22 protein-coding genes are annotated in these 22,036 nt (G+C 38.9%); 18 read left to right on the top strand and 4 right to left on the bottom strand.

The window, feature by feature from the left end:
• The first annotated feature begins 34 nt into the window (after nucleotides 1–34).
• The 4 genes from QMF79_RS01135 to QMF79_RS01120 all read left to right on the top strand — a co-directional run bounded on the left by QMF79_RS01135 (nucleotide 35) and on the right by QMF79_RS01120 (nucleotide 5,330).
• Entirely contained in the window at nucleotides 35–2,632 is a 2,598-nt protein-coding gene (locus tag QMF79_RS01135) for a penicillin-binding protein 1A (protein WP_281772431.1), read from the top strand.
• Nucleotides 2,633–2,852: 220 nt separating this feature from the next.
• Nucleotides 2,853–3,374 carry a shikimate kinase AroK gene (aroK, locus tag QMF79_RS01130; protein WP_005707387.1) on the top strand — a complete coding sequence of 174 codons (522 nt, stop codon included), beginning with the start codon at nucleotides 2,853–2,855 and terminating at the stop codon, nucleotides 3,372–3,374.
• An 18-nt stretch (nucleotides 3,375–3,392) separates the two neighbouring features.
• Nucleotides 3,393–4,481, top strand: a complete 1,089-nt coding sequence (aroB, locus tag QMF79_RS01125) for a 3-dehydroquinate synthase (protein ID WP_281772430.1) — start codon at nucleotides 3,393–3,395, stop codon at nucleotides 4,479–4,481.
• A gap of 21 nt (nucleotides 4,482–4,502) precedes the next feature.
• A complete protein-coding gene (locus tag QMF79_RS01120) occupies nucleotides 4,503–5,330 on the top strand; it encodes a Dam family site-specific DNA-(adenine-N6)-methyltransferase (RefSeq protein ID WP_111313486.1) in 828 nt (275 codons plus the stop codon).
• A 39-nt stretch (nucleotides 5,331–5,369) separates the two neighbouring features.
• Here the strand turns inward: QMF79_RS01120 and QMF79_RS01115 are convergent, their stop codons facing one another.
• Complete coding sequence (locus QMF79_RS01115) at nucleotides 5,370–6,437, bottom strand: AI-2E family transporter (RefSeq protein WP_281772429.1); 1,068 nt, start codon at nucleotides 6,435–6,437, stop codon at nucleotides 5,370–5,372.
• 92 nt (nucleotides 6,438–6,529) lie between these two features.
• Nucleotides 6,530–8,023, bottom strand: coding sequence for a leucyl aminopeptidase (gene pepA, locus QMF79_RS01110; protein ID WP_281772428.1), 1,494 nt, complete (start codon nucleotides 8,021–8,023; stop codon nucleotides 6,530–6,532).
• Nucleotides 8,024–8,206: 183 nt separating this feature from the next.
• On the opposite strand from pepA, the gene lptF reads away from it, so the two are divergent.
• The 4 genes from lptF (at nucleotide 8,207) to glyA (ending at nucleotide 12,746) form a co-directional block, all read left to right on the top strand.
• The gene (gene lptF, locus QMF79_RS01105) at nucleotides 8,207–9,310 is read left to right on the top strand and encodes an LPS export ABC transporter permease LptF (protein WP_281772427.1); all 1,104 of its coding nucleotides are present in this window, start codon (nucleotides 8,207–8,209) and stop codon (nucleotides 9,308–9,310) included.
• On the top strand, nucleotides 9,310–10,392 hold the full coding sequence (gene lptG / locus QMF79_RS01100; protein ID WP_281772426.1) for an LPS export ABC transporter permease LptG: 1,083 nt from the start codon (nucleotides 9,310–9,312) through the stop codon (nucleotides 10,390–10,392). Before lptF ends, lptG begins: the two co-directional genes overlap by 1 nt.
• A 4-nt stretch (nucleotides 10,393–10,396) precedes the next feature.
• A complete protein-coding gene (locus tag QMF79_RS01095; RefSeq protein ID WP_281772425.1) occupies nucleotides 10,397–11,284 on the top strand; it encodes an NAD(+) kinase in 888 nt (295 codons plus the stop codon).
• 196 nt (nucleotides 11,285–11,480) lie between these two features.
• The gene (gene glyA, locus QMF79_RS01090) at nucleotides 11,481–12,746 is read left to right on the top strand and encodes a serine hydroxymethyltransferase (protein WP_281772424.1); all 1,266 of its coding nucleotides are present in this window, start codon (nucleotides 11,481–11,483) and stop codon (nucleotides 12,744–12,746) included.
• Between the two features lie 55 nt (nucleotides 12,747–12,801).
• Here the strand turns inward: glyA and QMF79_RS01085 are convergent, their stop codons facing one another.
• Nucleotides 12,802–13,485, bottom strand: a complete 684-nt coding sequence (locus QMF79_RS01085) for a cytidylyltransferase domain-containing protein (RefSeq protein ID WP_281772423.1) — start codon at nucleotides 13,483–13,485, stop codon at nucleotides 12,802–12,804.
• Between the two features lie 175 nt (nucleotides 13,486–13,660).
• Here QMF79_RS01085 and thiI point away from each other — a divergent pair, with 175 nt between their 5' ends.
• Nucleotides 13,661–15,112 (top strand): tRNA uracil 4-sulfurtransferase ThiI, encoded by a 1,452-nt coding sequence (thiI, locus tag QMF79_RS01080; protein ID WP_281772422.1) that lies wholly within the window; start codon nucleotides 13,661–13,663, stop codon nucleotides 15,110–15,112.
• Between the two features lie 85 nt (nucleotides 15,113–15,197).
• Nucleotides 15,198–15,908, top strand: coding sequence for a YwiC-like family protein (locus QMF79_RS01075; protein WP_281772421.1), 711 nt, complete (start codon nucleotides 15,198–15,200; stop codon nucleotides 15,906–15,908).
• A 48-nt stretch (nucleotides 15,909–15,956) separates the two neighbouring features.
• Here QMF79_RS01075 and QMF79_RS01070 read toward each other — a convergent pair whose 3' ends face one another.
• A complete protein-coding gene (locus QMF79_RS01070; RefSeq protein ID WP_281772420.1) occupies nucleotides 15,957–16,286 on the bottom strand; it encodes a DUF5339 domain-containing protein in 330 nt (109 codons plus the stop codon).
• 407 nt (nucleotides 16,287–16,693) lie between these two features.
• Between QMF79_RS01070 and QMF79_RS01065 the strand changes: the two genes are divergently transcribed.
• From QMF79_RS01065 to tolA, 8 genes are all read left to right on the top strand, one after another.
• Nucleotides 16,694–18,247: a cytochrome ubiquinol oxidase subunit I gene (locus QMF79_RS01065; protein WP_281772419.1), complete on the top strand. Its 1,554-nt coding sequence runs from the start codon at nucleotides 16,694–16,696 to the stop codon at nucleotides 18,245–18,247.
• A gap of 10 nt (nucleotides 18,248–18,257) precedes the next feature.
• On the top strand, nucleotides 18,258–19,394 hold the full coding sequence (gene cydB, locus QMF79_RS01060) for a cytochrome d ubiquinol oxidase subunit II (RefSeq protein ID WP_281772418.1): 1,137 nt from the start codon (nucleotides 18,258–18,260) through the stop codon (nucleotides 19,392–19,394).
• A 9-nt stretch (nucleotides 19,395–19,403) separates the two neighbouring features.
• Nucleotides 19,404–19,502 carry a cytochrome bd oxidase small subunit, CydX/CbdX family gene (locus QMF79_RS01055; protein WP_078208107.1) on the top strand — a complete coding sequence of 33 codons (99 nt, stop codon included), beginning with the start codon at nucleotides 19,404–19,406 and terminating at the stop codon, nucleotides 19,500–19,502.
• 3 nt (nucleotides 19,503–19,505) lie between these two features.
• Nucleotides 19,506–19,793, top strand: coding sequence for a cyd operon YbgE family protein (locus tag QMF79_RS01050; RefSeq protein WP_281772417.1), 288 nt, complete (start codon nucleotides 19,506–19,508; stop codon nucleotides 19,791–19,793).
• A gap of 143 nt (nucleotides 19,794–19,936) precedes the next feature.
• Nucleotides 19,937–20,329, top strand: a complete 393-nt coding sequence (gene ybgC, locus QMF79_RS01045) for a tol-pal system-associated acyl-CoA thioesterase (protein ID WP_281772416.1) — start codon at nucleotides 19,937–19,939, stop codon at nucleotides 20,327–20,329.
• Between the two features lie 25 nt (nucleotides 20,330–20,354).
• A complete protein-coding gene (gene tolQ, locus QMF79_RS01040) occupies nucleotides 20,355–21,038 on the top strand; it encodes a protein TolQ (protein WP_281772415.1) in 684 nt (227 codons plus the stop codon).
• Between the two features lie 106 nt (nucleotides 21,039–21,144).
• Nucleotides 21,145–21,582 (top strand): colicin uptake protein TolR, encoded by a 438-nt coding sequence (gene tolR / locus QMF79_RS01035; protein ID WP_281772414.1) that lies wholly within the window; start codon nucleotides 21,145–21,147, stop codon nucleotides 21,580–21,582.
• 16 nt (nucleotides 21,583–21,598) lie between these two features.
• Nucleotides 21,599–22,027 (top strand): cell envelope integrity protein TolA, encoded by a 429-nt coding sequence (gene tolA / locus QMF79_RS01030; RefSeq protein WP_425591871.1) that lies wholly within the window; start codon nucleotides 21,599–21,601, stop codon nucleotides 22,025–22,027.
• Nucleotides 22,028–22,036: the final 9 nt, after the last annotated feature.

Below are 22,036 nucleotides of genomic sequence, written 5' to 3'. Positions count from 1 at the left end.
ATTTATTTGTCATTTAGGAAAAGAGATTTTTTCGATGAAGATCGCAAAAATAATATTTAGTGCTTTACTTACTCTGCTAATTGTGGCGGGGCTTGCGGGCGTTGCTGCCTACATTCATATTCGTGAAAGTTTGCCAGATGTTTCAACGCTTAAAACCGTTGAGTTACAACAGCCGATGCAAATTTTCACCTCTGACGGGAAATTGATTGGCGAGGTAGGCGAAGAGCGCCGTATTCCAGTAAAATTAGAAGGGATTCCACAGTCGTTAATTGATGCAATCTTAGCCACGGAAGATAGCCGTTTTTATGAGCATAAAGGGGTCGATCCAAAAGGGATTATGCGTGCACTTTATCGCTCTAGCCAAGGCGATACACAAGGGGCGAGTACTATTACTCAGCAGCTTGCACGTAACTTTTTCTTAACACCTGAGCGTAATATTGAGCGAAAAATCAAAGAAGCTATTCTTGCCCTTGAGATTGAAAAAGTACTGACCAAAGATGAGATTTTAGAGCTTTATTTGAACAAAATTTATCTTGGTTATCGCTCTTACGGAGTGGCAGCAGCTGCAAAAACCTATTTTGGTAAAACGCTGGATCAGCTCACTTTAGGAGAAGTCGCGATTATTGCAGGCTTGCCAAAAGCACCTTCAACAATGAACCCGATTTATTCAGTCAAACGGGCGACAGACCGTCGTAATGTTGTGCTTGGGCGTATGCTTGAAGTAGGAAAAATTACCAAAGCACAGTATGAAACTGCGAAAAAAGAAGAGGTGAAATCCACCTACTATGGAGCGACATTGGAGTTTAGAGCCGATTATGTCACTGAGATGGTTCGCCAAGAGATGGTTAAACGTTATGGCGAAGATATTGCTTACAATAAAGGCTTTAAAGTCTATGCTACCGTAGTGTCTGATGACCAAAAAGCCGCACAAGATGCTGTGCGGAATAACTTGATCCAATACGACCGTCGCCACGGCTGGCGTGGTGCCGCAAAACTTTGGACAGGAAAGACCGCTTGGGATGATGAGGCAATTATTGATTATTTAAGTAAGTTGCCAAATTCAGAACCTTTCACCGGCGTGGTAGTAACAGCCGTAAATAAAAATAGCTATACTCTGATGTTACCAAGCGGTGATAAAACAGAGATGAAGAAATCAAATGCGACGTTTGGTAAGCAGATTAAGTTGAATGCTGGCGATCTCATTTGGGTAAGTAAAGGCAAAAATGGCGAATGGATGTTAGGGCAAATTCCTGAAGCCAATTCCGCTTTAGTGTCGCTCAATAGTGATAACGGTGCAATTGAAGCGATTGTTGGCGGTTTTAGCTTTGAACAGAGCCGTTTTAACCGTGCAACACAATCATTAGTACAAATAGGTTCTTCAATTAAACCATTTATTTATGCAGCAGCAATGAATAAAGGCTTAAGCTTATCTAGTACAATTAGCGATGATCCAATTACAATTACTAAACGTGGGCAAAAACCTTGGACACCGAAAAATGCAGATGGACGTTACGAAGGGCAACTTCGTATGCGTGTCGCATTAGGTAAGTCAAAAAATATGGTGTCTATCCGTATTTTACAAATGGCGGGGATTGATTATGTAGCAGGCTATTTGGAGCGTTTTGGCTTTAAGCGCGATCAATTTGTAGCAACGGAAGCATTAGCACTGGGGGCTGCTTCATTCACACCACTTGAAATGGCACGTGCTTATGCTGTATTCGATAATGGAGGTTTCTTAATCGATCCTTATATCATTGAACGTATTGAAGATAGCCAAGGTAATGAATTATTTAAGGCCAATCCGCCAATTGCTTGTATAGAATGTACAAACCTTCCACTTACTTATGCTGAACCAGAGCAATTTGACGGCGTGAAAATTCACGATGAAGAGCAATTCTTCCGCTCATTGAAAGCGAATGAGACAGTGAATACCACAGAAACGGCAAGTAATTCTACAGAAGAGGGTACATCAAATAGTGAAGAGCCTGTTCTTGATACGATTATCCGAGAAAATGCACCTGATTTAATGAGCAATGTGCAAAATCAAACAGGTGAAATGATTTATGCACCACGTGTAATGAAACCCGAAATTGCATTTTTGATACGTAGTGCGTTAAATAGTGCAATTTATGGAGAACAAGGACAAGACTGGCGAGGCACAAGTCGTTCGCTTGCTAATGATTTTAAACGTAAAGATATTGGCGGAAAAACGGGGACGACCAACCAATCTAAAGTGACTTGGTATGCTGGGTTTGGTTCAAACATTGTGACAACGGTTTACGTGGGTTTTGATGACAATAAACGAGTTTTAGGTAAAGGAGAGTCAGGTGCTCGAACTGCAATGCCTGCGTGGCGTGACTATATGAAAGTCGCTCTTGCAGATAAAAAGGATCGCATACTGACAACACCAACCAATATTGTGGAAGCTAAAATTGATGCTACCAGTGGTTTCTTAGGTAGCCAATTAACCGAGTACTTTATTAAGGGTACAGAACCAACCAAAAAATTTGTAGTAGAAAAAACAATTTCTAGCGAGAATTCTGGTAACCCTCGTGATGCAGGTGGCGGGGTTCGTTTAGGCTTGCCACCTAAAGGAATTCTCTCTTCGCCATCAGGTGCTGAATTATTCTAGTCTATAAATAAATTCAGCGATTAGATTGCTAAAGGTTGAAATTAGGTGTGATTTCTTGAGATAATCGCCCCTAATTATTTTTAGGCGATTTGTGGTATTTTCTTAAAATTGAATAAAAGATTTTGTTATCTTTTTCAAAAAAACAGACCGCTTGTTTTTACAAGCGGTCATTTTTTCAACCCAAATCATAATGTTAAACTAATTTTTCAATGAGAATAAAATGGCAGAAAAACGTAATATTTTCTTAATTGGTCCTATGGGCGCAGGCAAAAGCACAATCGGTCGCCAACTAGCACAAATGCTCGGTATGGAATTTATGGATTCAGACTCAGTGATTGAAGAGCGAGCAGGGGCAGATATAGATTGGATTTTTGATGTAGAAGGTGAAGCGGGTTTTCGTAAGCGTGAGGAGCGTATTATCAACGAATTAACTCAAGGGCAAGGCATAGTGCTTTCAACGGGAGGTGGTTCTATTCTCTCTAAAGATAACCGCAATGTGCTTTCTGCTCGCGGGATTGTCATCTATCTTGAAACAACCATAGACAAGCAGTTCGAGCGTACTCAACGTGATAAAAAACGACCTCTTTTACAAAATGATGATCCACGTAAAACGCTCGAAGAGTTAGCTAAAATCCGTAATCCGCTTTATGAAGAAATTGCAGATATTACTCTTCAAACTGATGATCAAGCGGCAAAATTAGTTGCGACAAATATCATCGAAATGATCGATAATCTGCAATAAAAAAATAAGGTAAACACAATGTTGCAAGTTAATGTAGAACTTAAAGAACGCCGTTATCCAATTCGGATTGCGGCAGGTTTATTAAACGAACCGAATAGTTATGCTCCATTAAAAGCGGGTGATAAGGTAATGATTGTTTCAAACCCAACCATTGCACCACATTATCTTGCAACGGTGGAAAAAGCCCTAACTAAGCTTGGCTGTAGCGTAGATTCCGTATTGATTCCTGATGGCGAAAAATACAAAAATTTGGAATCACTTAACTTAATTTTTACCGCTTTACTTGAAAAAAATCACAATCGTGATACCACCCTTATCGCTTTAGGGGGCGGCGTGATTGGCGATATTGCAGGCTATGCAGCAGCTTCTTATCAACGCGGTATTCGCTTTATCCAAATTCCAACAACCTTATTAGCTCAAGTTGATTCTTCTGTAGGTGGAAAAACAGCGGTAAACCATCCGCTTGGCAAAAATATGATTGGTGCATTTTATCAGCCAGCTTCTGTTATTATTGATACCAATACTTTGCATACGCTTGCTAAACGTGAAGTGAGTGCTGGCTTGGCAGAAGTGATTAAGTATGGAGTGATTTTCGATGAGCAATTCTTTACGTGGTTAGAAGAAAATATCGATAAACTTGTAACATTAGATCAACAAACACTTGAATATTGCATTCAACGTTGCTGCCAGCTGAAAGCGGATGTTGTCGCTCGTGATGAAACAGAGAAAGGTGATCGTGCTTTACTTAATTTAGGACATACATTTGGGCACGCAATTGAAGCTCATATGGGCTATGGCAACTGGTTACACGGCGAAGGTGTGGCAGTAGGAATGCTAGAAGCAGCTGAACTTTCCCGTATGTTGGGTAACATTTCTGAATCCGATGTCTCTCGCCTTGAAAAACTGATCGCTCGTGCGGTATTGCCGACGACATCGCCAGATGGAATGCAGTCGCAAGAATACTTACCTTATATGTGGCGAGATAAAAAAGTGCTAGCCGGTAAACTTCGTTTAATCTTATTGAAAGCACTTGGTCAAGCCTATGTTACGGCTGAAGCAACAGAAGACCAAGTGCTTGCAGCAATTGAAAAATTCACTCAAAAATAGACCGCTTACTGAATAAATCCTATGCTGGAAAAACAACGAGCCTTTTTAAAATGGGCAGGTGGAAAATATCGCCTTGCACAAGCCATTTCAGACCACTTGCCCCCAAGCATTCCGCAGGGGGCTTGTTTTGTTGAACCCTTTGTTGGTGCAGGCTCCGTGTTTTTAAATATGGATTTTGATCGCTATTTATTGGCAGATATTAACCCTGATTTAATTAATCTATTCAATGTCGTCAAAAACGATGTTGACCGTTATATTCAGCACGCCCAAGCACTTTTTTTGCACGAAAAAGCGAATAGCAAAGCGTTCTATTTGGCTCACCGAGCAGAATTTAATTCCTCAAAAGATAAATTTCAACGCTCTGTACTTTTCCTCTATCTAAATCGTTTTGGCTTCAACGGTTTATGCCGTTACAATCAAAAACGAGGTTATAACGTGCCTTTCGGTCGTTATAAAACGCACTATTTCCCTGAAAAAGAGCTTCGTTTTTTTGCCGAAAAAGCCCAAAAAGCGGAATTTATCTGTGCCGATTTCGAGCAAGTTTTTGACCGCTTGCAAAAGCAACCCGATCATTATGTAGTCTATTGCGATCCGCCTTATGCACCATTGCAACAAGATACTAATTTCACCCAATACGCAGGCGGCGGCTTTAGCCTTGACCAGCAAAAGCGATTGGCTGATTTAGCCCGAGAAATAGATTCTCCTGTACTGATTTCAAACCACGACACCGAATTTACACGCAAAATTTACCAAGGAGCAAAATTTAAAACCTTACAGGTTAATCGCTCAATAGGGCAAAAAAGAGAATCTCGAGGAAAGGTGGCGGAATTGCTCGCCTTATTTACTTAGTTTATTTCCCTCTATCATAGAAGGTAATAACAAATAGGGTTATTTATTCATTAAATATTTACCTTTCTCCAGCTCTGGCACATCTCCCAACAGTACGGCATATTGAATAGTATTCTGGCTAGATTCTAATGCAATTTTTAATGCCATAGTAAGAGGAACAGAAAGTAGCATTCCCACGGTGCCAAGCAACCAGCCCCAGAAAAGCAATGAAAGCGTGACGACTAATGTAGAAAGTCCGAGTGTTTTCCCCATCATTCTTGGTTCTAAAATATTCCCCACCAACATATTGATTGCGATGACACCAATCATTACTGCAATACCATCTGAAAAACCGTTGAGCAGCAAAGCTTGAAGGACAATTGGGATGCCAGCCAATACCGAGCCGATATTGGGAATATAGTTTAGTAAGAAAGCTAATACCGCCCAAAGTACGCCATATTGCACACTGAAAATATCTAAAACAACGTAAATCGTAATCCCTGTTAAAGCACTCATCAAAGTTTTTACGCCAAGATAGCGAATAATACTTTCCACAACACGGCTCAGGTGTTCCACTTCTTGGTTGAAATTAGATTTACCTCCGTTGAATGCTAGCGTGATTTTATACTTGATGACTGGTGATTCTAACAGCATAAAAACAACAACCAAAAGTAACATAAATACGTTGGATACTACGTTAGAAAAACTGAGTAAAACACGGCTGACCAGTTGCATCACCATACTCGGATCAAAGCTTTCTAATGCGGAAACATCTGGAATAGTTAGAGGAATATTCCACTCAGTAATGAACGTTTTGAGCGTTTCTAATCGAATCTGTAAGATTTCTTTATATTGTGGAATTGATGCGGTAAATTCGCGAATAGTGCTGTTGATCATTCCAGCTAAAAAGAGGAATAGTACCACGATAAAAATCAGCATTAAGGTAATTGCTAGCCCTAATGGAATTTTTCGCTTGGTCATAAAGCGAATAGCGGGCGAGCAAATGATCGCAATAAATAGGGAAAGTAAAAAAGGGATCACAATTTCACCAGCAAGTTTTATGCCTGCCAGAATAATAACTAGCGAGGCGAAGGCGATTAAAAATCGAGTTAAGGGGAATTTTTGCATAAGAATAAAAGTAATGAAGTAGGGGCAAATTACATTTACCCCAAAAGATTAAGATCATTAGGGCAAATGTAATTTGCTCCTACAATGATTAACTATTTAGCTTTGTTAATCAAAAACTGACTCAACAACGGCACTGGGCGACCTGTTGCACCTTTGCTTGCCCCTGATTTCCACGCTGTGCCCGCAATATCTAAATGTGCCCAAGCATATTTTTTAGTGAAGTTTGACAAGAATTGCCCTGCAGTAATTGCCCCACCTAAACGCCCGCCAATATTAGCAAGGTCAGCAAAGTTAGACTTAAGCTGTTCTTGATATTCTTCGCCTAGTGGTAAACGCCATGCTTTGTCGTCTGCTTCTTCGGCAGCATTAAGCAGATCGTGAGCAAGATTATTGTGAGTAGACATCAATCCACTGTTGTGAGCACCTAATGCAATCATACACGCCCCTGTTAAGGTAGCGACATCAATGACCAACTCAGGCTCAAAACGTTCGACATAAGTAAGCGTATCACATAGAACCAAGCGACCTTCTGCATCGGTATTTAACACTTCGACCGTTAAGCCATTCATTGTGGTAAGAATATCCCCTGGGCGGTAAGCATTGCCATCAGGCATATTTTCGCAACCTGCCAACACACCAATCACATTCAGTGGCAAATTCATTTCTGCCAAGGCTTTCATTGTGCCATAAACCGAAGCCGCACCGCCCATATCGTATTTCATTTCATCCATTGCTTCAGACGGTTTGATGGAAATACCACCCGAGTCAAAAGTTAAGCCTTTACCCACTAATACAATAGGTTTAGCATCAGGATTTGGTGCATTTTTGTATTCAATTACCGAAAGATAAGCGGGATTTTCAGAACCACGAGAAACCGCCAAATAGGCATTCATACCTAATTCTTCCATCACTTTTTCATCTATAATCGTGGTGGTAATGTTGTTGTAATCTTCGGCTAATTGGGTCGCTAATTTTGCTAAATAGGCAGGGTTGCATACATTTGGCGGACAATTCGCCACATTTTTTGCAAAACTTATTCCTAAAGTAACCGCTTGCCCATGAGCTAAAGCTCGCTCTGCTTCAGCTAACTCTTTGCGATTAGCAACATTAAAAATCACTCGACGTAACTCACGCTTGGTTTCAGGTTTAACGCTTTTAAATTCGTTATAGCTGTAAAGTAGCTCTTGGATGGCTTCAATCGCAAAACGGATGTTCCAATAAGTTGAGCGACCTTTCACATGCAATTCGCTTAAGAACGAAACGGCTTCAGTTGCTCCGGTTTCGTTTAACACCTGCACCGCTTTTTGTGTGAGTTGTTTGTATTGGCGTTCGGTAAGCTCACGCTCTTTACCACAGCCGACTAATAACACGCGATCTGCGGGTACATTCGGTACGTGATGTAATAGAAGCGTTTGCCCCACTTTGCCGTCTAAATCACCTTTGCGTAAAATGTTGCTTAAATAGCCTTCGCTCAAGCGGTCTAATTCTTCGGCAGATTCGCTAAATCGGCGGGTTTCATACACACCAACAATCACACAGCCCCTGCGTTGTTTTTCAATACTGCCATTTTTTACATTAAATTCCATAAATGCTCCCGTGATTTTTTTCTAAGAAAGAGGTATCATAGCACCTTTTTCAAGTGGTCAATTTTACTCGAAAATTAGCAAAATAAGTGAAAAAATCAACCACTTGAACCAAGCCAGAAAGTACAGGTCATAAACTACCGATTTGCAAAGAAATTGCAAGCATAATTTATAGAGAACCCGATTGTGATTTTAAGCCGATATTTAACGAAAGAGATTTTTAAAAGCCAAATAGCGATTCTATTTATCTTGTTACTGATGTTTTTTAGCCAGCAACTGATTAGTGTGCTTAATTCTGCCGTAAGTGGGAAAGTGCCAACCGATTTAGTGCTCAGTTTATTAGGCTTAGGAATGCCAGCTCTGTCGCAATTTATGTTGCCGCTTTCGCTCTTTGTGGCGTTGTTGCTTACCCTTGGACGTTTATATTCGGAAAGTGAAATCACGGTGATGCGTGCTTGCGGTGTGGGGCAAGGTCTATTGACTCGTGTGGCATTATTTCTTTCGATTTTTACCACTGCTTTGGCGGCTTACAACGTCTTTTCGCTCACCCCTTGGGCAATTGATATGCAAAGCAAAATTTTGGCAGAAGCAAAATCTAACCCGCGTTTTTCAGCTCTTTCAGCAGGCCAATTTATGACCGCAGGTGGTTATGTATTATTTATTGAGAATATCAATAATGAAGCGAATGCTTTGAATGATATTTATGTGTTCCAGCCTGATCAACAAAAGAAAAATCGCCCCTCTGTGGTGGTAGCTGATACAGGCGTATTACAAGGTTTGCCGAATGGCGATCAGTTGCTCACTCTAAAAGAGAGCACCCGCTATGAAGGCACGGCAAAAACAGCCGATTTCCGTATTTCTCATTTTGATAATTACACCGCTTATTTGGGCTATCAAGATGTAAACTCCAGTGACAAATTGATGCAGCGTGCCGATTTTTCCAGCCTAATGGCAGACAAATCACCTGAAGCAAAAGCTGAATTACAATGGCGTTTTGCCTTAGTACTTGCCGTGCCGTTGATGGCTCTGTTAGCCGTGCCAATGAGTAGCGTAAACCCGCGTCAAGGGCGATTTGCGAAAATTATTCCTGCGGTGTTACTCTATTTAATCTACTTTTTATTGCAAAGTTCATTAAAATCCTCTGGGGCTTCAGGCAAGATAGATGCATCTATTTTTATGCCTGCGGTTTCGATAGTATTCTTAATACTTGGCATTGTAATGAATAGCTGGGAAACGCGATGGATGTCTGCTATTCGCTATCGCTTCTCTTTCAAAAAAGTGGGGGCATAATGAAAATTTTTGGAATGAATATTTTAGAACGCTATATTGGCAAAAGCATTTTAGCGATGATTTTTGCCGTCCTGCTTGCCATTAGTGGACTAATTTTTATCGTGAAATTGGTAGAAGAGTTCAAAGATGTCGGTAAAGGCAGCTACGATGCGATAATCGCTACTTATTATGCCTTCTTGATGTTACCAAGCGACATTAAAGAAATTATCCCCGTAGTCGTGTTAATTGGTGGATTATTAGGCTTAGGCAATCTTGCTAGCCGTAGTGAGTTGGTAGTGATGCAGGCATCGGGGTTCTCTCGTTTCCGCATTGGTTTAGCGGTGATGAAAACCGCACTACCACTGATTTTTCTCACCATGTTTTTAAGCGAATGGGGCATCCCACAAACGGAGCAATATGCACGAAATATGCGTTCAATTGCCCAAAGCGGCGGCTCAATGCTGGCAACTACAGGTGGTTTCTGGGCAAAAGATGGGCAAGATTTTATCTATATTCGCCATATCAACAATGAGCACGAACTTAACAGAGTATCGATTTATCACTTTGATAACAAAGCGTTGAAGGCTATCACACAAGCGGATCGTGCGGTTTATGGGGATAATCAATGGCAGTTACAAAAAGTAGAAAAATCACTGATTAACGAGAACCAAATCCAGCAAAATAAAGAAGCCGATCAAGTGTGGCAAACCACGATTACCCCAAGTAAACTGGGTATCGTGTCGCTCAAACCAGAATCTCTTTCTATTTCAGGATTGTCTGATTATGTGGGTTTCTTGAAAGAAACAGGGCAAGATTCCAAACGCTTTGAAATTGCCTTCTGGCGTAAAGTTTATCAACCGATTTCAATGGCAGTAATGATGTTATTGGCAATCTCTTTCGTTTTTGGCCCACTTCGCAGCAGTGCAATGGGAACCAAACTCTTTATCGGTATTATCGCAGGTTTCGTATTCTATGTCTCAAACATTACTTTCGGTAATATGACCTTAGTATTTACGTGGATTCCAACCTTTATCGGTGCACTTATTCCGAGCTTGATTTGCTTAACTATTGTCTGGTGGTTATTGGCAAAAAAACGGGATTAGCAAAATGAGTAAATTAGAAAGATCATTCCAAACTATAGGCATTGTAGGTAATCCTCGTCATGATAGTGCTTTAGAAACCCATTTGGCGGTCTATAATTGGCTGAAAGATCGCCATTATAATGTATTAGTCGAAGAAAAAATTGCCGAGCAATTACATCTTACTGAAGGACATTCATTGAAAGCGATTGGAGAAAATACTCACCTTGTGATCGTCATTGGCGGCGATGGTAATATGCTTGGTATGGCTCGAGCACTCGCTAAATATAAAGTGCCGTTGATCGGTATCAATCGCGGTAATCTTGGTTTTCTGACCGACATTGCACCACAAACGGCTTTTGAACAGCTTTATAGTTGCCTTGAAAAAGGTGAGTTCCTGATTGAAGAACGTTTTTTATTAGAAGCTCATATTGAACGTAATGGCAAGATTATTGCCTCAAGCAACGCACTTAATGAAGTGGTTGCTCATCCAAGCCAAGTGGCACGCATTATTGAATTTGAAGTGTATATTGATGGCAAATTCGCTTTTTCTCAACGTTCTGATGGATTGATTATTGCTACTCCAACAGGCTCAACCGCTTACTCTCTCTCAGCTGGTGGTCCTATCCTTACCCCAAATATGAATGCCATTGCCCTTGTGCCAATGCATCCACATACGCTTTCTTCACGCCCATTGGTTGTGGATGGCGATAGCCATATCTCTTTGCGTTTTTCTCAACATAATCAACCACATTTAGAAGTGAGTTGCGATGGGCAAACAGTATTACCATTTACCGCAGAAGATCGCGTAATAGTGCGAAAAAGTAAAGATAAATTGCACTTATTACATCTCAATGATTATAATTATTTTACCGTGCTTGGCTCAAAACTAGGTTGGGCGAGTAAATTATTCTAATGTAGTTTTACATAAAGATGATTATTCTTCATAGTGATTATGAAGATTTAACACGCAAATTATTCGAAAAAAGCTACCGCTTGTTGTGAAAAATGAGTAAAATGCGTTATCTTTTTAAAACGAAAACGTTTGCGTAAAAGTATTTTTACTAAAATCGAATTTTTAAGTTGAGTTTATCGAGTTACAGGAGGCTTGAATGTTTACAGCTAATATGAATATTAAAGATTACGATCCCGTTTTGTGGCAAGCAATCCAAGATGAAAATCGTCGTCAAGAAGAACACATTGAATTGATCGCATCAGAAAACTATGCAAGCCCACGTGTAATGGAAGCTCAAGGCTCTCAATTCACTAACAAATACGCAGAAGGCTACCCAGGCAAACGTTACTACGGTGGTTGCGAATATGCAGACATTGTGGAGCAATTAGCAATTGACCGTGCGAAAGAGTTATTCGGTGCAGATTATGCGAATGTACAACCGCACTCTGGTTCACAAGCGAACGCTGCCGTTTACGGTGCATTGATCAACGCAGGTGATACCATTTTAGGTATGGATCTGGCCCACGGCGGTCACTTAACGCATGGTGCAAAAGTAAGCTTCTCCGGCAAAATCTACAACTCTGTGCTTTACGGTATTACTGCAGATGGCGTGATCAATTACGAAGATGTTCGCCAAAAAGCATTAGAGTGCAAACCCAAAATGATCGTGGCTGGTTTCTCTGCTTACTCACAAGTCGTAGATTGGGCGAAAATGCGTGAAATTGCAGATGAAGTCGGTGCATATTTATTCGTTGATATGGCACACGTTGCAGGTTTAATCGCAGCAGGTTTATATCCAAACCCATTACCGCACGCACACGTTGTTACAACTACAACCCACAAAACATTAGGGGGCCCGCGTGGTGGTTTAATTCTTTCTTCTTGTGGCGATGAAGAGATCTACAAAAAATTACAATCATCAGTATTCCCAGCAAACCAAGGTGGGCCATTAGTTCACATCATTGCAGCAAAAGCAGTATGCTTTAAAGAAGCATTAGAGCCAGAATACAAAGAATATCAAGCTAACGTAATCAAAAATGCGAAAGCAATGGTGGAAGTATTCAAACAACGTGGTTATGATGTGGTATCAAACGGCACAGAAAACCACTTATTCCTTGTAAGTTTCATCAAACAAGGTTTAACAGGTAAAGCAGCGGATGCGGCATTAGGTAAAGCGAATATCACAGTAAACAAAAATGCAGTACCAAACGATCCACAAAAACCATTTGTAACTTCAGGTATCCGTGTGGGTACACCATCTGTTACCCGTCGTGGTTTTAATGAAAACGATGTGCGAGAATTAGCCAATTGGATGTGTGATGTGTTAGACGTATTAGGCAAAGAAAACGAAGAGCAAGTGATTTCTGAAACGAAAGAAAAAGTATTAGCAATTTGTAAACGTTTACCTGTTTATACGAAATAATTTTAATTTATAAAATTAAACCCCAATCATTATTTTTATGATGATCGGGGTTTTCTTATAGATAATTTTCTTGAGTAACAATAATTTCTGCTAATTCTAGATCTTGCTTAGCATCAATATCTAAGGAACGGTAACTTGGCATAAGATAAAATTTTGCTGGCTGAATGAAAAAACATTTTTCTTTTAATAATGAGGCTGTGTCATTGATATAAATTGCTCCATTAGCTCTATACATAATTGGCAAACTCTGGCGCGGAGCTTCAAAATCGCTAATTTCACGGACAGATAAGATTTCTCCGTTAGGAGCCAAACTAAATGATTTATACGGATGATGTTCACATTCACAAGCTGAAATAACTGATTTTACTTGCCCATTTTTAAACATATCCATTGCGTTTTTAATATCTAAATGGCTACGAAGAGGGCTTGTTGGTTGTAAGAGAGTACAAGTGCCTTCACTAATATTAAGTGTTTCTAAAGAATGTAAAATTGAATCAATAGTACGAGAGTTATCTAAGGCAAGTTCAGCTGGGCGTTTTATGGCTTCGGCACTATATTTTCTAGCTTCTTCTAAAATTTCTTCTCCATCTGAAGAAACTACAATTCTATCAAATACATTGGCTTGTTGAGCCGCAATAATAGTTCTAGCAACCAATGAATAACCTCCAACAGGTTGTAGATTTTTGTGTAAGATACCTTTTGAACCTGCTCTTGCAGGGATAATTGCAATATTTGTCATAAAATTAACCACTTGTTTTTTAATGGATGGATCTTAGCACATCATATAGTGCATTGGAGACTTATCTTTTAAAAGTTATGTAAAAAAACGTAGAGAAAAATTATGTTATAATCTACAAAATCTAATTTTTGATTATCTCGAAAATCTTTAATATAACATTAACTTGAATAGACCTATGAAATTTATCATCAAACTTTTCCCTGAAATTATGATTAAAAGCGATTCCGTGCGTAAACGCTTTATCAAAATTCTTACCTCAAACATTCGTAATGTGTTGTTGCGTGAAACTGAAAATGTGGCAGTGATTCGCAACTGGGATTTCATTGAAGTACGAGCCAAAGTGGCAGAAGAAGCCCCAATGGTATTGGAGCTGCTTAAACGCATACCAGGTATTCACCATATTTTAGAAGTGGAAGAATATCCGTTTGAAACTATGCACGATATTTTTGAGCAAACATTAGCCCAAGTGCGAGAAAAGCTAGAAGGCAAAACTTTCTGCGTACGTGTACGCCGTAAAGGTAAGCACGAATTCCGTTCGCTTGATGTAGAACGTTATGTGGGTGGTGGTTTAAATCAACATATTGAAACCGCCAGAGTGAAGCTCACCAAGCCAGATGTAACGGTTCGCATTGATATTGATAACGACAAAATGTTACTGGTTAAAGCACGCTACGAAGGGCTTGGTGGCTACCCGATCGGCACGCAAGAAGATGTGCTTTCTTTAATCTCGGGCGGCTTCGATTCAGGTGTGTCTAGCTATATGTTGATTCGTCGCGGTTCACGCGTGCATTATTGCTTCTTCAACTTGGGCGGTACAGCACACGAAATCGGCGTGAAACAGATGGCATATCACATTTGGAGCCGTTATAGTACCTCTCACAAAGTGCGTTTTGTGGCGATTAACTTTGAAAACGTAGTCAGCGAAATTTTAGAAAAAGTTGATAACGGGCAAATGGGCGTGGTGTTAAAACGCATGATGGTGCGTGTGGCAAGTAAAATTGCCGGGCGTTTTGATATTCAAGCGATTGTTACAGGTGAGGCGTTAGGGCAGGTTTCCAGCCAAACGCTCACCAATTTACGCTTGATTGATAAGGCTTCAGATACGCTGGTATTACGTCCGCTGATTACCCACGATAAAGAACAAATTATCGCAATGGCAAAAGAGATCGGCACGGATGACATCGCCAAATCAATGCCAGAATTCTGTGGCGTAATTTCCAAAAATCCAACAGTGAAAGCGATTGAAAGCAAAATCGTTGAAGAAGAAGGGCATTTCAATTTTGAAGTGTTAGAACAAGCAGTACAAAATGCCCAATTCCTTGATATTCGTGAAATTGCACAACAAACTGAAAAAGAAGTGGTTTCTGTTGAAACAACGACTGAACTCGGCGAAAACGATGTAATTTTAGATATTCGTAGCCCTGAAGAAACTGATGAAGCACCGTTAAAACTGGATAATGTGGAAGTGAAAGAATTACCGTTCTATAAACTTTCAAGCCAATTCGCAGAACTAGATCAGTCGAAAAACTATCTGCTTTACTGCCAACGTGGGGTAATGAGTAAATTACAAGCGTTGTATCTCAAAGAGAATGGGTTTAATAACGTAAAAGTTTTTCGTTTAAAATAAATCTATGCTTGTTGTATTGAGGGATTATTTGAGTGATAATCCCCCCATATTTTTAATAGTTGAGTAAATCTCTAGGGATTAGAGAATGTTAAACGAAAAGCCTGTTATTTCTAATCAGCACGGTGCGTTAGCAATGGCATTTGTGCCCTATTTTTATGCGGTTTTCCAATCTCCAAAATGGCATATTTCCCTGCTTTTCTTCGGTATTGCGTGGCTTTTTCTTTACCTTTTCTCTTACCCGTTCTTTATGCTATTTAGCAAGAAACCGACGGCTAAAAATAAACGTTGGGCGGTTATTTATTTCATTTTAAGCCTTTGTTTTACCTCACCCATCTTACTCTCTCAACCTTCAGTTTTGCTTTTTGCCTTGCCTTTACTACCGCTTGGTTTAGTTCAATTCTATTTTGCTAAACAGCACAATGAACGCCATTTACTCAATGATATTGCAGGAATTCTTACCTTTGGTGTGGTTGGAATGGCGACCTATTATTTAAGCATGCAAGCGGTCAATTTTGTCTTTCTTATTCACCCAACACTGTTTTTTATTGCAACTACTTTCTATGTCAAAAGCCTTGCTCGTGAACGAAAAAACCCACTTTATGCTGAACTGAGCATTGGCATACATTTAGGACTTAGTTTGATTTACTTATTTACAAATGAAAATGCAATTTTTACCGCTTATTTGTTTGCATTAGCACGAGCAATTATTGTGCCAACATTAGGCTGGAATGTAAAAAAAGTGGGGATGTTTGAGTTTTTAACAATTATGATTTTTTTAGCTACATTAGTTTGCTAAAGAAAACGGCTAAATAAAATATATACTTAGCCGTTTTGTGTTACTAGATTAATGCTTTTCTTTTAATGTATTTAACGCACTTAAACCTTTCACGCAACTTTTTTGTTGTAAGGTCGTTTCCATTGCAAGCAGCTGTTTTTTGCTTGTAGAGAGCTGGTTTTTCAAACGTTTTACTTGTGTGTGTGTACCAGGTTGTTTTTCTGCATCTTTAATCAGCGTATTTGCAACATTAAACATATTTTGACATTCTGGCGTAAGTTTGATGCTTTCTGGTTTTTCAATTATCAAAGTGGAGGTTTTTACTTCTGCTTGAGCTGAAATAGTAAATGTTGTGCCTAAGCAAAGAGAAAAACAGAGTAAGAAACATTTTTTTAGCATAATTCTACCTTTTTCTGTTATAGCTAAAATCTTTCAAGTTAAATAGGGAATAATTAAATATTCAAGAGATTAGCACGCTTTACTGCAAAAGTCAGCAAGATTTCACAGGTAAAAAGCAGATTTTCTTTGATCTTTCTCAAAGAAAAAAACTCAACTTTACCTCTTAAGAGGTAAAGTTTTTAATATATTTTCTTAATTCATAAAAAAATATAGCTAAAAGTTTAATGATTTCAAAAAAGGTTAATCCTTTGTTAATTGGGGTTGTTTTTTATTTTATCAATAACAGGTAGAATAGGCTCTTGAAACTCTGATTACCTTGTTGGGTATTTGGGTCAAAGTTTTGTGGGGCATTATTCGGTATCGAATAATTAATCGTATTTCATATTATCAAGATGAAGAGGTTTGAGATGTTAGACTTTGTTGAACTCTCGCGTTTGCAGTTTGCTTTAACTGCTCTCTATCACTTCTTATTTGTGCCGCTTACATTAGGTCTTTCTTTTGTGCTTGTAGTGATGGAAACACTTTATGTAACGACAGGAAAAGAAGTTTATAAAGATATGACTAAATTCTGGGGTAAGTTATTCGGTATTAACTTTGCTCTTGGGGTAACGACTGGTATTACCATGGAATTCCAGTTTGGTACAAACTGGTCATACTACTCTCACTATGTAGGCGATATCTTCGGTGCACCTTTAGCATTAGAAGGTTTAATGGCGTTCTTTTTAGAATCTACTTTTGTAGGTCTATTCTTCTTTGGTTGGGATCGCCTTTCTAAGAAAAAACACTTATTAGCAACATATTGTGTGGCATTTGGTTCTAACTTCTCTGCAATGTGGATCTTAGTAGCGAATGGTTGGATGCAAAACCCAGTAGGTTCAGAATTTAACTTTGAAACAATGCGTATGGAAATGACCAGCTTTGCTGCTCTTGTTCTAAACCCAGTGACTCAAAGTAAATTCTTACACACAGTAACTGCAGGTTACACTTGCGGTTCGATTTTCGTATTAAGCATCAGTGCTTACTATATCTTAAAAGGTCGTGATTTAGGCTTTGCAAAACGTTCATTCTCGGTGGGCGCAAGCTTTGGTTTATTCGCTATTTTAGCTGTATTAATTATGGGTGATGAATCTGGTTATGAAATCGGTAAAGCACAACCTGTTAAATTAGCAGCCATGGAAGCTGAATGGGAAACTCACCCAGCACCTGCGGCATTTAATGCAATTGCAATTCCAAACTCTAAAGCTCGTCAAAACGACTTTGCAATTCAAATCCCATACCTTGGCGGTTTAGTGGCAACTCGTTCTTTAGATACTGAAATCAAAGGCTTAAATGATATTCGTAAAGAAAACATTGAGCGTGTACGTAACGGTGCTATAGCAGTTGTTTTATTAGAAAAACTTCGTTCTGGTAACTATACAGAAGAAGAAAAAGTAGCATTCCAAGCAGTTCAAAAAGATCTTGGCTTTGGTTTATTGTTAAAACAATACGTAGGCGATAATATTGCAGCGGCAACAGAAGAACAAATTATTAAAGCAGCAGATGCTACTATTCCAAATGTAGGTCCTAACTTCTGGGCGTTCCGTATGATGGTTGGCTCTGGTATGCTAATGTCTTTAATCATTGGCTTAGCATTCTTCTTTAACTTCCGTGGTACAGTAGGCAAAAACAAATTATTACTTAAAGTGGTATTATGGTCTATGCCATTACCATGGATTGCCATTGAAGCTGGTTGGTTCTTAGCTGAGTTCGCACGTCAGCCTTGGGCAGTTTATGAAGTGTTACCAACAGGTATTTCAGCTTCTCACTTAACTGTGGCTGAATTATGGACTGCAATTGGCTTGCTATGTGGTTTATATACAATCTTCTTAGTAGTAGAAATGTATTTAATGTTCAAATATGGTCGTTTAGGTCCAAGTGCATTAAAAACAGGTAAATACTACTTTGAGCAATCTGCGAAATAAGGAGTAGGCAATGTTAGATTATGAAGTTCTCCGCTTTATTTGGTGGATCTTAATTGCTGTATTGTTAATCGGTTTTGCGATTACAGATGGTTTCGATATGGGCGTATTAACCCTTTTACCTGTTGTGGGTAAAAGCAACACAGAACGCCGTGTGATGATCAATTCAATTGCCCCACACTGGGATGGTAACCAAGTTTGGTTATTAACAGGTGGTGGTGCAATCTTCGCTGCGTGGCCAACTGTTTATGCAACCTCATTTTCCAGTTTCTTCTTAGCGATGATTTTGGTACTATCAGCATTATTCTTCCGCCCTGTTGGTTTTGAATACCGTGCGAAAATTGATTCACCAAAATGGCGTAATGCTTGGGATTGGGCATTATTCATCGGTGGTTTCGTACCTTCACTAATTTTCGGTGTAGCGTTCGGTAACTTATTGCAAGGCTTACCATTTGAGTTTAACAACATCAATCAAGTGACTTACACAGGTACATTCTTAGGCTTATTAAATCCATTCGCATTATTATGTGGTGTAGTGAGCTTATTTATGCTAACCACCCAAGGTGCAACTTGGTTACAAATGAAAACCACGGCTGAATTACGCAACCGTGTACGTGGCGTATCACAATTTGCAGCAACCGTAACATTAGTCGCATTTGTATTAGCCGGTGTTTGGTTATACTTCAAAGAAGGTTTCGTGATCACAAGCCAATTAGATCACAATGCAGTTTCTGCATTAAGCAACAAAACTGTAGCGGTTGAAACATCTGCTTGGTTTAAAAACTATGCTGAAATGCCAGTGCTTTGGATTGTACCCGCAATCGCAGTAATCGGTGCGTTATTAACCATTGTAGCTTCTAAAGCAAACCGTTCAGGTACTGCATTCTTTGCATCATCTTTAATGCAAATCGGTGTAATTTTAACTGCGGCAGTATCAATGTTCCCATTCATTATGCCTTCAATGTCTCACCCTGAGATGAGCTTAACCGTTTGGGATTCAACTGCAAGCCTTAACACCTTAACCATTATGTTCTATGCAGCGTGCTTCTTTGTACCAATTGTATTGTTCTATACTATTTGGTCTTACATCAAAATGTTTGGTCGTCTTGATGCAAAATTTATTGAAGACAATCACGCTACAGCATACTAAGGAGCAATTATGTTTTATTTAACTTGGTTTTTTGGTATGTTTCTCGCAATTTACTTTGCGGTATTTATTACAACAAAGATTGAGAAAACAGGTAAATTTGACGAATAATCTATGATTCATTTGTTATATCACTTAACTTCAAAGGGCTTGCTAAAAGCCCTTTCTTTTCTTCTCGCGAGCGGCCTATTTGCAATGATTTTATTAAAATCGACCGCTTTCGGGATCTATTTTGGCGGAAAAATTCCTTACTTTGCATTATTAGCTTTTTATGGCATGGGAATTTTATGGATTCATGGCATTGGCTTTGAAATCCGTAATAAAATTTGGCAATTGGTTTTTCTGCCTTTAATGGGTTATGCGATTGTTATTCCTTCGCTTTGCATCCTTTTTTTGAGTTAAATCATAAAAAGAAGTGGGCTTTTATTTTTATATAAAAATAAATTGCAAAAACTATTGCACTAGCATTTTTAACTGAATAAAATAGACAATCACAATCGTCTAAAAAGTGGGCGTTTACGAAAGAAAACAAAATAGGATGGTATATGCATTTTCCTATTCGAGTTTATTATGAAGATACAGACGCAGGTGGCGTGGTTTATCACGCAAGCTATGTCTGTTTTTTTGAACGAGCAAGAACTGAATTTTTACGCAATAAAGGCTTTTCTCAACAATCATTGTTATCGAAAAATATTGCTTTTGTTGTGAAGAAATTAGAAATAGACTACAAAATGCCTGGACGTCTAGATGATTTGCTTTCAGTTGAAACAGAAATTAAAGAAATAAAGAAAGCAAGCATTATTTTTGAACAGAAACTTTGGCGTGATCAAGATTGTCTAAGTCATGCTATTGTAAGTGTAGCAAGTGTCGATTTACTTAAAATGAAACCGATAGCAATACCGAAAAATATTCGTGACGCAATGGATTCATCTCACTAATTCATTATCATTATTGGAGTTTTCAATGCAAGAAACTAGCTTTGACTTAATTTCGTTATTTGCACAAGCAAGTATCGTCGTTAAGATCGTTATGCTTATTCTTATCACTTTCTCAGTATTATCTTGGGCGGTGATTATTCAACGTAGTCGTTATTTAACGAATGCTGCAAAAGGCTCACTCGCTTTTGAAAATAAATTTTGGTCTGGCGAAGATTTAAACCGTTTACACGAAGGATTAGAAAATCGTCGTGATAAATTAAGCGGCTCAGAACAAATTTTTTATGTTGGATTTAAAGAATTTACCCGTTTACAACAAGTAAGCCCAGATGTGCCAGCTGCAAATATTCAAGGAACAAGCCGTGCAATGAACCTCGCGCTAAACCGTGAAGTGGAAACGCTCGAAAGCTATATCCCATTCTTAGGTACAGTTGGTTCTATTAGCCCATACATTGGTTTATTTGGTACTGTATGGGGGATTATGCACTCATTTATGGGATTAAGTGCGGTAAAACAAGCTAGCCTTCAATCAGTTGCACCAGGTATTGCCGAAGCGTTAATTGCAACAGCAATTGGTTTGTTTGCGGCAATTCCTGCAGTAATGGCTTATAACCGTTTAAGCTTACGTGCGAATAAATTAGAACAAAACTACGCAAACTTTATTGATGAGTTTACAACGATTTTACATCGTCAAGCATTCTCTAAAAAATAAATGAAAATAAGTAGTCATTTTTGTTAAATATTTTGCAAAGTGTGATAAAAATATGACCACTTATCGCAAAATGTTAGTGATAACCAGAATTTAAAAAAGAGGAAATATGTCTTACCGTCGTAAACGTAAGGACATTAAATCTGAAATTAACATTGTACCGTTCTTGGATGTTTTACTTGTGCTTTTGCTTATTTTTATGGCTACAGCACCAGTGATTAGCCAAAGTGTAGAAGTTAATTTACCAGAAGATAAACATAGCCAATCTGTGTCCAATGAAGATAAAACCCCTGTGATTTTACAAGTGGCAGGTGTCGGTTTATATAAATTAAAAGTTGGTGGCAACTTTGTTCCTGGTAGTAATGGCGAAGAACTCAGCGATCAAGAAGTGATTTCGTTTGCTGGTGAAGAATTTAAAAAAGATGAAAATACGCTTTTTTTAGTTGCAGGTGATGCAACCGTGCCTTATGAAGAAGTGATTAAAGGTATTGTATTATTAAAAGAAGCAGGTATTGAAAAAGCAGGCTTAATGACTCAAGGTCAATAATCATCAAGGATAACGTGTGAGATCTCAAAACGATAGACTTGAATTTGCAATAATTCTCTCCCTACTATTGCATACCCTTTTAATTGGGTTGCTTCTATTAGGCTCTTTGTTTACAAATATCACATTACCTCCTGCTGCAGGCGGTAATGGTGGAGATGGTGAAGAGTTTGAAGCGGTAATGGTCGATACAGGGCAAGTGGCTGCAGAATATGGTCGATTACAATTAGATAGAAAAGGGAATGCTCAACCTAAACCTGTGGAAGATACAAAACCTGTCGAAGATGTAAAAGAAGAGGTTGCTGAAGAAGTTAAACAAGCTAAAGCCGAACTTGCTAAAAAACAGGAGCGAGAAAAGGCTTTAGAAGAACAACGTCAGGCTCAATTGTTAGCTCAGCAAAACAATTTCCCCATTAAGAGCAGCACCGCCAATAATAATCTCATATAAATTCCCTCC

Source organism: Pseudohaemophilus parahaemolyticus, assembly GCF_938021905.1.
GTDB lineage: Bacteria > Pseudomonadota > Gammaproteobacteria > Enterobacterales > Pasteurellaceae > Haemophilus_A > Haemophilus_A parahaemolyticus_B.
The sequence above is the reverse complement of the archived record's forward strand: the minus strand, read 5'-3'. Positions and strand labels throughout refer to the sequence as shown.